12 protein-coding genes are annotated in these 12,998 nt (G+C 66.0%); 6 read left to right on the top strand and 6 right to left on the bottom strand.

Annotation, left to right across the window (positions count from 1 at the left end):
- The first annotated feature begins 321 nt into the window (after positions 1 to 321).
- The 6 genes from KY496_RS27315 (at position 322) to KY496_RS20925 (ending at position 6,261) form a co-directional block, all read left to right on the top strand.
- Complete coding sequence (locus KY496_RS27315) at positions 322 to 2,595, top strand: hypothetical protein (RefSeq protein ID WP_219862249.1); 2,274 nt, start codon at positions 322 to 324, stop codon at positions 2,593 to 2,595.
- A gap of 100 nt (positions 2,596 to 2,695) precedes the next feature.
- The gene (locus KY496_RS20945) at positions 2,696 to 3,097 is read left to right on the top strand and encodes a hypothetical protein (RefSeq protein WP_184238006.1); all 402 of its coding nucleotides are present in this window, start codon (positions 2,696 to 2,698) and stop codon (positions 3,095 to 3,097) included.
- A 13-nt stretch (positions 3,098 to 3,110) separates the two neighbouring features.
- Positions 3,111 to 3,785, top strand: coding sequence for a C39 family peptidase (locus KY496_RS20940; protein WP_005663279.1), 675 nt, complete (start codon positions 3,111 to 3,113; stop codon positions 3,783 to 3,785).
- A 12-nt stretch (positions 3,786 to 3,797) separates the two neighbouring features.
- Positions 3,798 to 4,313: a hypothetical protein gene (locus KY496_RS20935; RefSeq protein WP_219862248.1), complete on the top strand. Its 516-nt coding sequence runs from the start codon at positions 3,798 to 3,800 to the stop codon at positions 4,311 to 4,313.
- A gap of 32 nt (positions 4,314 to 4,345) precedes the next feature.
- On the top strand, positions 4,346 to 5,860 hold the full coding sequence (locus KY496_RS20930; protein WP_005663282.1) for a hypothetical protein: 1,515 nt from the start codon (positions 4,346 to 4,348) through the stop codon (positions 5,858 to 5,860).
- Between the two features lie 194 nt (positions 5,861 to 6,054).
- Entirely contained in the window at positions 6,055 to 6,261 is a 207-nt protein-coding gene (locus tag KY496_RS20925) for a cold-shock protein (protein ID WP_071360674.1), read from the top strand.
- A gap of 88 nt (positions 6,262 to 6,349) precedes the next feature.
- Here the strand turns inward: KY496_RS20925 and KY496_RS20920 are convergent, their stop codons facing one another.
- From KY496_RS20920 to KY496_RS20895, 6 genes are all read right to left on the bottom strand, one after another.
- Positions 6,350 to 6,790: a gamma-butyrobetaine hydroxylase-like domain-containing protein gene (locus tag KY496_RS20920; protein WP_005663292.1), complete on the bottom strand. Its 441-nt coding sequence runs from the start codon at positions 6,788 to 6,790 to the stop codon at positions 6,350 to 6,352.
- A 14-nt stretch (positions 6,791 to 6,804) separates the two neighbouring features.
- Positions 6,805 to 7,230 carry an HIT family protein gene (locus KY496_RS20915; protein ID WP_219862246.1) on the bottom strand — a complete coding sequence of 142 codons (426 nt, stop codon included), beginning with the start codon at positions 7,228 to 7,230 and terminating at the stop codon, positions 6,805 to 6,807.
- A complete protein-coding gene (locus tag KY496_RS20910; RefSeq protein WP_219862245.1) occupies positions 7,227 to 11,249 on the bottom strand; it encodes a DUF3683 domain-containing protein in 4,023 nt (1,340 codons plus the stop codon). Before KY496_RS20910 ends, KY496_RS20915 begins: the two co-directional genes overlap by 4 nt.
- Positions 11,250 to 11,447: 198 nt before the next feature.
- Positions 11,448 to 12,041 (bottom strand): flavin reductase family protein, encoded by a 594-nt coding sequence (locus tag KY496_RS20905; RefSeq protein WP_219862243.1) that lies wholly within the window; start codon positions 12,039 to 12,041, stop codon positions 11,448 to 11,450.
- A 64-nt stretch (positions 12,042 to 12,105) separates the two neighbouring features.
- Positions 12,106 to 12,414, bottom strand: a complete 309-nt coding sequence (locus KY496_RS20900) for a DUF1272 domain-containing protein (RefSeq protein WP_005663299.1) — start codon at positions 12,412 to 12,414, stop codon at positions 12,106 to 12,108.
- A 42-nt stretch (positions 12,415 to 12,456) separates the two neighbouring features.
- Positions 12,457 to 12,960 carry a YqaA family protein gene (locus KY496_RS20895; RefSeq protein ID WP_123068949.1) on the bottom strand — a complete coding sequence of 168 codons (504 nt, stop codon included), beginning with the start codon at positions 12,958 to 12,960 and terminating at the stop codon, positions 12,457 to 12,459.
- Between the last annotated feature and the right edge of the window lie 38 nt (positions 12,961 to 12,998).

Raw genomic sequence — 12,998 nt, 5'->3', positions numbered from 1 at the left:
GATTTTACCGCCAGCGCGCTTGCCACACGGCAGCGCGTTGCGGGGCGGTGTTCGCTCTGTGGCGACTGCCTGGCGGTGACATTTTGATACAGTTCCATGGACTTTTTGTTCACATTGTCACGGGTCTGAGACACTTTGTTCTTTAGCTATTGTTCAACTTCATTTCCCCTTGTAGCACCACTGAAACTCATCAAAATAGTCCTACATAATCAAGGACTTAAAAAACCTGAATTCACCTGGCATGAGAACTGCTATTGAACGAGTGGACCGGGTGTCATGGGACCCCGGGAATTCAACTCAGTGACAATTAGGGGAGCAACAATGAAGCGCACTATCCTGGCAACCGCGATCGCCCTGGCATTCAGCATGGCTCACGCACAAGAAAATTCCGTCAACGATGTCCGCGGCGGCAACACCCAGACCTCGTCGGTTACCACGAACACCGACAGCAGCACTGTCACTGACACCCGCAACAGCGGCAACACCTCGACCAACTCGTCGACCAACACCGACAACACCCAGTCGAACAGCAACAACCAGGCGACCAATACCAACACGAACACCACGACCAATACCAACAACAGCCAGGCCAACAGCAACAACCAGGCTACCAACACGAACACGAACACGAATACGAACACCAGCACCAGCACCGACAACAGCCAGGCGAACAACAGCAGCACCAACACCGCCGACAGCAACAACCAGTCGACCAACACCAACACCAACACCACGACCAACACCAACAACAGCCAGGCCAACAACAACAGCCAGCAGAACAACAACAGCACCAACACGACCAACAACAACAACCAGGTCGACAACTCGGACAACCGCGTCGCCAACAACACGAACACGAACACCCAATCGGACACGCGCACCAACACCAACACCAACACCGAAACGATCGACAGCAACGACACGATCACGACCAACACCACGACCAACAACGACAGCAGCCAGGACAGCTCGGGCCAGAACAACAGCTCGGGTGACTCCCGCGCCGCCGCCGCCGGCGCCGCAGCCGCCAACAACGGCGGCAGCGCCAACTCGTCGGTCGCCAACTCGTTCAACACCTCGTCGGCCAACGCGACCAGCTCGCTGACCGGCACCGTGTCGGGCAATAACATCAGCAACATCGGCAACACCGCGCAGAACACCGGCGGCGCCAACGGCGCAGCCGGCACCGGCTCGGCCGGCGGCGTGGGCAACGGCGGCTCGACCTCGGCCAGCGGCGCGGCCGGCGGTTCGGCTTCGGGCGCGGCTGGCGCGGCTGGCGGCGCAGGCGGCTACGCTGCTGCCGGCACCGCATCGACCGGCGCGTCGACCGTCGGTAACGCAGCCGGCGGCGCAGGCGGCGCGAGCGGCGCGGCCGACTCGATGGGCGGCGCAGGCGCCGCAGGCGCGGCTGGCGGCTACGCTGCCGGCGGCAACGGCGCGGCAGGCGGTGCAGGCACCGGTGGCGCCGGCGCCTCGGGCGGCGCGGCCAACGGCGGCAACGGCGCGGCAGGCGGCATGGCAACCGGCGGCGCCGGCGGCTCGACCGGCTCGCTGGCCGGCGGCAACGGCGGCGCGAACGGCGCCATCGGCACCGGCGCCGGCGGCGCGGGCGGCGCGGGCGAATCCAACGGCGGCGCAGGCGCGGCCGGCGGCCTGGGCGGCGCAGGCGGCATGGGCGGCAATTCGTCCGGCTCGACCCTGACCGCATCGAACGGCGCCAGCGGCGGCGGCGCAGCGATCGGCGACGCCACCTCGACCTCGGGTTCGGGCGGCACGCCAGGCTCGGGCACCGAAACCGCGGGCACCGGCGGCGCCAGCGGCGCGGCCACCAACACCGGCGGCACCTCGACCGCAGGCAGCCCGACCAGCGGCGCCAGCTCGGGCACCGCGGGTGACTCGATGGCCGGCACCGGCGGCGCCGGCGCGGCAGGCGGCGCCGGCGGTTCGGGCGCGGCCGGCACCAACACCTCGGGCTCCGGCGCGGCAGGCGGCGCGGCCACCGGCGGCACCGCCGGTTCGGGCGCGGCACTGGCAGGCACCGGCGGCGCAGGCGCCACCGGCACCGCTGGCGCGGGCGGTTCGGGCGCGGCCGGCACGGCCGGCATGGGCGGCAACGGCGCCGAAGGCACCGGCGGCGCAGGCGGCGCTGGCCAGGGCGGCACGGCAGGCGCGGGCGGCATGGGCGGTTCGGGCGCTGAAGCGACCGCATCGACCGGCACCGGCGGCGCCGGCGGCGCGTCGACCGGCGGCTCGGCCACCGGCGGCTCGGCCACCTCGGGCGACGCGACGTCGGGCGCCGGCGGCGCAGGCGGCGCGGGCGGCTCGAGCACCGGCGGCGCTGGCGGCTCGACCGGCGAAATGGTTGCCGGCGCAGGCACCGGCGGCTTCGGCGGCGCCGGCACCGGCGGCGACGGCGGCACCAACAACGTGACCGCGGGTTCCTTCGACATGTCGAACTCGATGAGCAACATCGCCCAGTCGGCGGCCGGCATCTCGATCATCAGCCAGAACAACGGCTTCTCGTCGCTGATCCAGCAAAGCGTCAACGTTCAGTCGAACATGAACGTCGGCGGCACGACCCCAAGCGGCCAGTAATCAAGAGGTCTGAGCAGCAACCGTGCAAGCGTCCGAAGACCGGACGCTTGCGACCCGCCACGTGGCGCTCCCCGCGTGGCGGCTTTTCGAGCGAGGCATCATGAAACGGATTACCCAGATTAGCGCTCTCCTGCTGGCGGCCTCGATGGCGCTGCCGGTGGCGGCCCAGGCCGCGGAACCGGCGCAGCTGCCGGTGGTGGTGGGCTTCCTGTCGAAGGTGGAAGTCGCGCCGAGCCGGGAAGACGACATCGCCAAAGGCTGGGGCAAGGCGACCGACGCCGAGGAACTGGGCGGCCTGCGTGGCGGCGCCGACATCGTGACCACCGAGGCGACGCTCGGCGGCACCGTCGGCAACAACACGGCCACCAACGTGACCACCGGCTTCAACGTCATCGACAACGGCTCGTTCGCGAATTCCTCGGGCCTGCCTGTCGTGATCCAGAACTCCGGCGCGAACGTCCTGATCCAGAACGCGACCGTCATCAACCTGCAACTGCAATAGGCATGGGAAGAGAATGAAGCACGGGATCTTCCTCGCCGCCCTGTGCGGCGTCCTGCTGGCGCCGGCTCCGGCGCCAGCACTCGAACTGGCGGTGGTCGGACGCGTCAACGTGCCGGTCACCAGCCTCAAGGACATCAAGTTCCAGCGCACCACGCGCCAGCAGTACGACTACAGTTGCGGCGCCGCCGCCGTGTCGACCCTGCTGTCGCACCACTACGCCACCCCGACGCCGGAACAGGACGTGTTCCAGGAAATGTACGAAAAGGGTGACAAGACCAAGATTCACAAGGAAGGCTTTTCGCTGCTCGACATGCAGCGCTTCCTGGCCGCGCGCGGCTTTCGCGCCGACGGCTTCAAGCTGCCGATCGAAAAACTGATCGCCGAAAAACTGCCGGCCATCGTCCTGATCACCGACCGCGGCTTCAACCACTTCGTGGTCGTCAAGGGCTTCGAGGATGGCCGCATCCTGATCGGCGACCCGTCCACCGGCAACCGCGTCGTGAGCATGGAACGGTTCCAGGAAATCTGGCGCAACAAGATCCTGTTCGTGATCCACAGCCACAAGGACGGCATCGCCTTCAACAATCCGGCCGACTGGCGCGGCGCCCCGCGCGCGCCGTTGGGCACCGGCATGCACCAGGACCAACTGAGCGCTTCGCTGCCAAAGTTCGGCCCGGGCGATTTTTGACAAGGATTTGATATGCGCTGGCCCACCTTTACCTTTCACCGCATCGCCTTGCTGGTCGCCCTGTGCGCCGCAGGCGCTGCGATGCCGATCGTGCAGGCCGCCGGCCCGAGCGGCTTCGGCGCGCCCGTAGATGCCGCGGAACTCGACAATATGCGTGGCGGCTTCGAGATCGCGGGCGGCCTGTCGCTGTCGCTCGGCATCGAACGCGTGGTGTCGGTCAACGGCGAAATCCTGGCGCGCACCAATATCGCCATTCCCGACCTCGCCGCGATGACCGGCGACCAGGCGCGCCTGGCCCAGAATGCCCTGGGCGCGGCCCAGCTGATCCAGATCGGCGGCAACAACTATGCTGCGGCCGACCTCAACCTGCCCAATGGCGCGACCTTGCTGCAAAACACACTCAATGGGCAAGACATCCGTACTGCCACGACCATTACGTCGACCGTGAATAGCATGTCCCTGCTAAAAGACATGAATTTCCAGAGCACGATTCGTGACGCAGTAGTACGTTCCCCGGGAACACTGTAGCATTGCAATATTGTCAATAACTGGAGATCTGGATGTATTCACATGTCGCGCGGCTTGGCGCCGCCGGCCTGGCGGCCGCCCTCCTGGCGCCGCCCGTGCTCGCTCAACAACCTGCGGCCGAGCCTGGCACACAGGACCGACAGACCGAACTGTCCCAACTCAAGGACGAACTGGCCGAACAGCGGGCAATGGTGAACCGTCTGATGCTCGAACTCCAGGCGCAGCGCGAGCAGCTGCAACGCATGCAGGTCCGGGACGTTCCCGCGGCCCCGGCGCTGGCGGCGCGCGAGCGCATCGTGGAAGAAACCACCCCGCTGTCGGGCGCGCCGTTCGCGGTGCCGACGGCGCTGGCCGACGGCGTCCTGCTGTCGCAGCAGCGCGGCACGGGCATGTCGATGCAGGCGCCGGTGGCCCAGCCGCCGGTGCTGCCGCCGGCCGAAAGCGGCGTGGCGGCCCCGCTGCCGCCGCAGCCGCGCCCCAACCAGCCGACCCTCCCGGCGCCCGCTCCAGCCCAGGCGCAGACCCAGCGTCCGGCCCAGCAACAGCAACCGCAAACGGCGCAGAACAACAATCGCCAGGAACCGAACCGCCCGCCCGAAGTCGCACCGCTCGGCGACCAGCCGGGCGTGCTGACCCAGCGCGGCACCTATGTGCTCGAGCCGTCGGTGCAGTACGGCTACTCGTCGAGCAACCGCGTGGCCCTGGTCGGCTACACCGTGATTCCCGCGATCCTGATCGGCCTGGTCGACGTGCGCGAGATCAAGCGCAACACCTTCACCACCGCGATCACCGGCCGCACCGGCATCAACAACCGGATGGAAGTCGAGGTCAAGGTGCCCTATGTGTACCGCTCGGACGCCACCGTCAGCCGCGAGCTGTTCACCGGCACCGCGGTCGAGCGCGTGTTCGACACCAGCGGCAAGGGCCTGGGCGACGTCGAGGTCGCCGGTCGCTACCAGCTCAACAACGGCGGCCCGGACCAGGGCTATTACATCGCCGGCCTGCGCTACAAGAGCCGCACCGGGCGCGACCCGTTCGAAGTCGTGACCGACTGCGACCAGCGCTGCATCGGCGAGAACGTGACCGGCACCGGCCTGCCGCTGGACCTGCCGACCGGTTCCGGCTTCCATTCGCTGCAAGGCACGCTGACCTGGCTGTATCCATCGGACCCGGCCGTCTTCTTCGGCAACCTGAGCTATGTGCACAACTTCAAGCGCGAGAACGTGACGCGCCTGGTGCGCAACGGCGTGCGCGAGCCGCTGGGCGAGCTGGAACCGGGTTACGTGCTCGGCTTTAACTTCGGCATGGGCCTGGCGCTCAACGACAAGGCTTCGCTCAGCCTCGGCTACGACCACAGCACCATCGCGCGCATGAAACAGAACGGCCAGCCGGTGGCCGGCTCGGTGCGCACCCAGCTCGGCACCCTGCTGCTGGGCTACTCCTACCGCCTGAGCCCGAAGCGCACGCTGAACATCGCCGTGGGCGCCGGCGTGACCCGCGACACCCCGGACGTCACCCTGACTTTGCGGGTGCCGATGACGTTCTGATCGATATCAAGACCGCGTACGAACATGCGGTCGAGATAACTTGTGGTAAATACGAACACGATTGAAAAATCTTGCTTCCGTTTTAAGAATTTGTCCTTATAATCAGATTTGCAATGTAGAGCGTGGCCCTGGTTTCGGTCGAGGTAACGCCAACAGGGCGCATAAACGCACAATAACTTTTTGAGGGAATTAACATGGCAACTGGCACTGTAAAATGGTTCAACGATGCTAAAGGTTTCGGCTTCATCACCCCGGACGGCGGCGGCGAAGACGTCTTTGCGCATTTCTCGGCCATCAATGCCAACGGTTTCAAATCGCTGCAGGAAAACCAGCGCGTGAGCTTCGACATCACCGCCGGCCCAAAGGGCAAGCAGGCTGCGAACATCCAGCCGCAGGCTTGATACCGCGCTAGCCCGCCAAGGCGGGCCTGCAAAGAACAAGAGCACATCCGAGGATGTGCTCTTTTATTTTGGGCCTTGCGGGTACGGCTTATTTGCAACCGCAGCTGCCCGAGCCGCAACCGCCGCCGCCCGACTTGGCCGGCGCCGAACCCGGCAGGATGGTGCCCGGCGCGCGGCCGGTTTCTTCGTCGAAGCCCGCGGCCTGCAGGCGCGCCACGTACTGCTTCCACAGCGACTCCTGGCTGCGACCCAGCTCGTACAGGTAGTCCCAGCTGAAAATGCCGGTGTCGTGGCCGTCCGAGAAGGTCGGCTTGATCGCGTAGTTGCCGACCTGCTCGACGTCGGCGATGCCGACTTCGCGCTTGCCGACCTGCAGCACTTCCTGGCCCGGGCCATGGCCCTTCACTTCGGCCGACGGCGAGTACACGCGCATCAGCTCGAATGGAATCGAATAGGCGCTGCCGTCGTCGTAGGCGACGTCGAGCACGCGCGATTTCTGGTGGACGGTGAGTTCGGTTGGATTAGGCATGGATCTTTTCTCTGTCAGTTGAAACGGCGCGCGATGGCGGCGCCCAGTTGTCCGGCCAGCGCGCGGCGCGCGGCCAGGGTGTCGGCTTCGGTCTCGCGCACGGCCTGGGCCCATACGGGCGCCGGGAAATGCGCGTCGTCCGCATAGCGCGGAATGATATGCCAGTGCAGGTGCGGCACCACATTGCCCAGGCTGGCCACATTGACCTTCAGCGGCTGCATGACTTCGCGCACCGCCTCCTCGACCAGGAACACGGCCTCGTTCACCAGCAGCCGGTCTTCACGCGACAGATCGCTCATCTCGCGCACGTGATCGTGCCAGATCACGCGGCAAAAGCCGGGGTAGTTGGCGTCGTCGACGACGATGACGCTGAATTTGTCGCCGCGCCATACGGTCGGCACGGACAGCTCGCACAGCTCGCAGCCGGCTTCCTTCGTCATACCAGCACCCTTTCGATGCCGCCGTTGTTGGCGCGCGCCACGTACTCGGGCAGCCAGTTCTCGCCCAGCAGGTGCTTCGCGATCTCGACCACGATGTAGTCGGCGGTGGTGCCCGAGTCGTCGTTGTAACGGCTCAAGCCCTGCAGGCAGGACGGGCAGCTGGTCAGGATCTTGACGTCGCCTTTGAAACCATCCGCGCGCAGTTTATCCGCGCCCTTTACCATCTCGACTTCCTTGCGCGAGCGCACCTGGGTCGAGATGTCGGGACGGGTCACGGCAAACGTGCCCGACTCGCCGCAGCAGCGGTCGTTCTTCTCGATCCTGACGTTGTCGACCGTGGACACCAGCGCGTTCACCGTCTTCATCGAATCCTGCAGTTTCATCGGCGTGTGGCAGGGGTCGTGGTACATGTAGCGGGTGCCGTTCACGCCCTCGAGCTTGACGCCCTTCTCCAGCAGGTATTCATGGATGTCCATGATGCGGCAACCGGGGAAGATCTTCTCGAATTCATAGGTCGCGAGCTGGTCGTAGCAGGTGCCGCACGAGACCAGCACCGTCTTGATGTCGAGGTAGTTCAGCGTGTTGGCCATGCGATGGAACAGCACGCGGTTATCCGTCATCATCTTGTCGGCCTTGTCGTACTGGCCGGCGCCGCGCTGCGGATAGCCGCAGCACAGATAGCCCGGCGGCAGCACGGTCTGCACGCCGACTTCCCACAGCATCGCTTGCGTGGCCAGGCCGACCTGCGAGAACAGGCGCTCGGAGCCGCAGCCCGGGAAGTAGAACACGGCTTCGGTGTCGGCCGTGGTCTTCTTGGGGTTGCGGATGATCGGGACGATCTTGTCGTCCTCGATGTCGAGCAGCGCGCGCGCCGTCTTCTTCGGCAGGTTGCCCGGCATCTTCTTGTTGACGAAGTGGATCACCTGCTCGCGCACCGGCGGCTTGCCCGTGGTCGGCGGCGGCGACGCCGTCTGCGGCTTGGCCAGGCCTTTCAGCAGGCGGTTGCCCATGCGCTGGGCCTTGAAGCCCAGGTCGACCATCGCCTTGCGCGTGGCGTTGATGGTGGTCGGATCGGTCGCGTTCAGGAAGAACATGGCCGCGCGGTTGGCCGGCTTGAAGCTGCGCTTGTCCATCTTGCGCAGCAGATTACGCATATTCATCGACACGTCGCCGAAGTCGATGTTGACCGGACAGGGCGTGACGCACTTGTGGCACACGGTGCAGTGGTCGGACACGTCCTCGAACTCTTCCCAGTGGCGCAGCGAGACGCCGCGGCGGGTCTGTTCCTCGTACAGGAAGGCTTCGATCAGCGCCGACGTGGCGAGGATCTTGTCGCGCGGCGAATACAGCAGGTTCGCCTGTGGCACGTGGGTCGTGCACACGGGTTTGCACTTGCCGCAGCGCAGGCAGTCCTTGATGCTGTTGGCGATCTCGCCGATATCGCTCTGCTGCATGATCAGCGATTCGTGGCCCATCAGGCCGAACGACGGCGTGTAGGCGTTGCGCAAGTCGGCGTGGGCGCCTTCGAGGTTGAGCAGCTTGCCCTTGTTGAAGCGGCCTTCCGGATCGACGCGCACCTTGTAGTCGCGGAAGTCCTGGATCTCGGAATCAAGCAGGAATTCGAGCTTGGTGATGCCGATGCCGTGCTCGCCCGAGATCACGCCGTCCAGCGAACGCGCCAGCTTCATGATGCGCTCGACCGCTTTGTGCGCGTCCTGCAGCATGGCGTAGTCGTCCGAGTTCACCGGCAGGTTGGTGTGGACGTTGCCGTCGCCCGCGTGCATGTGCAGGGCGACGAACACGCGCGAGCGCAGCACGCGCTTGTGGATCGCGCTTGCCTCGTCGAGGATGCACTGGTAGGCGGCGCCGTTGAAGATCTGGCGCAGCGGCGCGCGTACTTCGGCCTTCCACGACACGCGCACGGTATGGTCCTGCACCGCGTCGAACAGGCGCGCATCGGGCTGGATCGCCAGGCGCTGCGTGATCGCCTGGTCCAGGTGGTCGAGGCCCAGCGACTGCAGCTGCTCGCGCACTTCAGCCAGCGACGCATCGAGATTGGCCAGGATGAAGGTCCAGCGCTTGTCGACCAGGTCGACCAGGGCGCGCGCCTGCAGCGGGCGGTCGCCCATGATCTCGTCGCGGTCGACCCCGTCGCCGCTGGCGTCGTCGCTCTTGGCCAGCGGCAGGTGGTCGCTCGCCAGGTAGGCGCGCAGCTGGTCCACCAGCTGCAGCTTGTTCTTGATCGACAGCTCGACGTTGATGCGCTCGATGCCGTCGGTGTACTCGCCCATCCGGTTCAGGGGAATGACCACGTCTTCATTGATCTTGAAGGCGTTGGTGTGGCGCGCGATGGCCGCGGTGCGGGCGCGGTCGAGCCAGAACTTCTTGCGCGCCTCGGGGCTGACGGCGACGAAGCCCTCGCCCACGCGGGTGTTCGCCAGGCGCACCACTTCGGATGCCGCCAGCGCCACCGCGTTCTCGTCGTCGCCGACGATGTCGCCGAACAGCGCCATCTTGGGCAGCACGCCGCGCTTGGACTTGGTGGCGTAGCCGACCGCGCGCAGGTAGCGCTCGTCCAGGTGCTCGAGGCCCGCCAGGCGCAGCGTGGCAAACGCCGGGTCGCCGTTCTTCGGCAGGCTGTCCAGGTAATCCTTGATCTCGACGATCGACGGGATCGCGTCGCGCGCCTGGCCGAAGAATTCCAGCGCCACCGTGCGGGTGAACTTGGGCATCTTGTGCAGGATCCAGCGGCTCGAGGTGATCAGGCCGTCGGTGCCCTCTTTCTGGATGCCCGGCAGGCCGGCCAGGAATTTATCGGTGACGTCCTTGCCCAGGCCTTCCTTGCGGAAGCGCCTGCCCTCGATGGTCAGGGTCTCGGTGCGGAACGGCTGGCCTTTCGGGGCGCCCTTGAGCGACGGGTGCGTCCATTCGAGCAGGAACTCGGCCGTCGGCGCGTCGTGGATCTTGCCCAGGTTGTGGTTGATGCGGGTGACATCGAGCCAGTCGCCATTCGGGTCGACCATGCGCCACGAGGCCAGGTTGTCGAGCGCCGTGCCCCACAACACGGCCTTCTTGCCGCCCGCGTTCATCGCGATATTGCCGCCCACGCAGGACGCGTGGGCCGAGGTCGGGTCGACCGCGAACACGAAGCCGGCCTTCTCGGCCGCCTGCGACACGCGCTGCGTGACGACGCCGGCATAGGTGTGGATGGTCGCGTACTCGCGGTTCAGGCCCGGCATGGTCGTCATCTCGACCTCGCCGATGCCGATCAGCTTTTCGGTGTTGATCACGGCCGACATCGGCGTGAGCGGGATCGCGCCGCCGGTGTAGCCGGTGCCGCCGCCGCGCGGGATGATGGTCAATCCGAGCTCGATGCAGCCCTTGACCAGGCCGGCCATCTCGTCCTCGCTGTCGGGCAGCAGGACCAGGAAGGGATACTCGACGCGCCAGTCGGTGGCGTCGGTCACGTGCGAGGTGCGGTGCATGCCGTCGAAGCGGATGTTGCGCTTGTCGGTGTAGGCGCCCAGCACCTTGGTGGCGCGCTTGCGCAGGTCGTAGGTCTCGGCGAATTCGCGGCCGAAGTCGTCCACGGCGCGGCGCGCGGCGGCCAGCAGCTGTTCGACGGCGGCGCTGCGGGTGGCGACCATGTCCGAATCCCCATCCGTGGCAGATGCGTCGAGCGCATCGACGGTGGTGCGGCGCTTGTCGATCTCGGCCAGGCGGTGGTGCAGCGCTTCGATCAGCTTGGCCCGGCGCTTCGGGTTGTCGAGCATGTCGTCCTGCAGGTAGGGATTGCGGCGCACCACCCAGATATCGCCCAGCACCTCGTACAGCATGCGCGCCGAACGGCCGGTCTGGCGCGCGCCGCGCAGGCTGTCGAGCAGCTCCCACGATGACTCACCGAGCAGGCGGATCACGATTTCGCGGTCCGAGAACGAAGTGTAGTTATAAGGGATCTCGCGCAGGCGCGCGGGTGCGTTGTCGGCAAGCAGGGTATGGATGTGTGCGGGGGCGTTCATGAATTCTGGTCGACGATCGGACAGGCCCGAAGGACGTTCATTCTAGCTTATTGCGATGCACCACGCTCGGCTAATGCCCGGGCCGCCATTCTGCGCCGCGAAACAAAATGTCTATACTATTTTGAAAGTGCAAACTTTATTTGCCTGCAAGGCTGCTGATGCAACGTTTGTGAGCCTCAGCGACCCGAATGGCATATGTCATCCGGCGTTGTCTGGCGTTGGCGGCAGCGCCGCGCTCGCCTCGAAGGCCTCACCCAGTTCAAAGAAATGCCCGCCCGCGACGTAGTGGATGCTCTTCGGTCCCCCTTCGGTCGTGACCCAATGGCCGTCGCGGAACACGGCCGGATCGGCCCAGGCGGCGACCACCTGGCCGAGGAACAGGTCATAGGTTTCCTGGATATGCGGCTCGGGCAGCAGGCGGCATTCGAGCCAGGCCAGGCAACCGTCCAGCAGCGGCGCGCCGACCTGCTCGCCGGTCCAATGGCCGGCGCCGAAGGCGGCGAACTTGTCGACCTCGCGGCCCGTGGTCGAGCCGACCTGTAAGGTCAGCTGCGCCAGTTCGCGCGACGGCACCATCAGGGCGAACTCGCCGGACGCCTCGATCATCCGGCGCGTGAGCGTGCTCTTGTCGAGCACCACCGCCACCTTCGGCGGATCGAAGTCGAGCGGCATCGACCAGGCGGCGGCCATCACGTTGATCGCTTCGCCATGCCTGCTCGATACGAGCACGGTCGGGCCGTGGTTCATCAGGCGATACGCTTTGTCGAGGGGAACGGGAAGGCGGTCGGTCATGCACGAATCCTGGAGCTGCGTCGAAACACCCATTATGAACCGCCCCTTGCGAACGTGCAGGACGCTAGCGCTCCGACGGCGCGATGTCCTGGATGGCGGCCGCGAAGCGCGCATGCGCGGCCGGATCCACCGGCCGCAGCGTCGGCTCGGTGCGCGCCGGGTCGTGGCCGAGATAGTTTCCGTTCTTCCAGTCGCGCGCGGGCCGGACCGGCCGCGGCGCGAAGCCGCCGCCGCAGTTCGGGCAGACGTTCAGCAATACGCCGTCGACGCAGGCGGCGCAGAACGTGCACTCGTAGGAGCAGATGCGCGCCTCGGTCGAGGCCGGCGGCAGGGCTATATTGCAGTGTTCGCAGTTCGGTCGCAGTTCGAGCATCGGCGTCTTCCTGATGACCCGGCCGCTGTCGGAAAGGAATACTCAGCCGGTGATACGGGTCAGCATATCACCGAGATTGGTCCAGAAACTGTCCGGGATGTACAGCAGCGCCAGGGTCATGGTCAGATAGCGCGCGAACTTGCCGATCGCCATATACAGCACGCTGGGCCAGAACGGCAGGTGCAGCCAGCCGGCCAGGGTGCACAGCGGGTCGCCGATGCCCGGCAGCCACGACAGCAGCATGGTCTTGGCGCCATAGCGCTTGAGCCAGCCGAACCAGCGGCTCTGGCGTTCTTTCGCGAACGCGACCTTGGCGCGGTAGCCAAGAAAATAGTCGAAGGCGCCGCCCAGGGTATTGCCGAGCGTCCCCACCAGGATCGCCGGCCAGAACATGTCGGGATTGGCCTTGATCACCGCGAACACGGCCGGCTCGGAGCCGAGCGGCAGCAAGGTAGCGGAAACGAAACTGACGATGAAGATCGAGGTCAGCCCGACGGTCGGTGCAGCCAGGAAGTCAAGCAGCCATTGGACAGCGGATTCGATCATGCGGGCTTATGGGGCGCCTTGCGGTAGCCTAGTGGTGG

The organism is Massilia sp. NP310 (assembly GCF_019443485.1).
In the GTDB taxonomy this organism is placed as follows: Bacteria; Pseudomonadota; Gammaproteobacteria; order Burkholderiales; family Burkholderiaceae_D; genus Telluria; species Telluria timonae.
The sequence above is the reverse complement of the archived record's forward strand: the minus strand, read 5'-3'. Positions and strand labels throughout refer to the sequence as shown.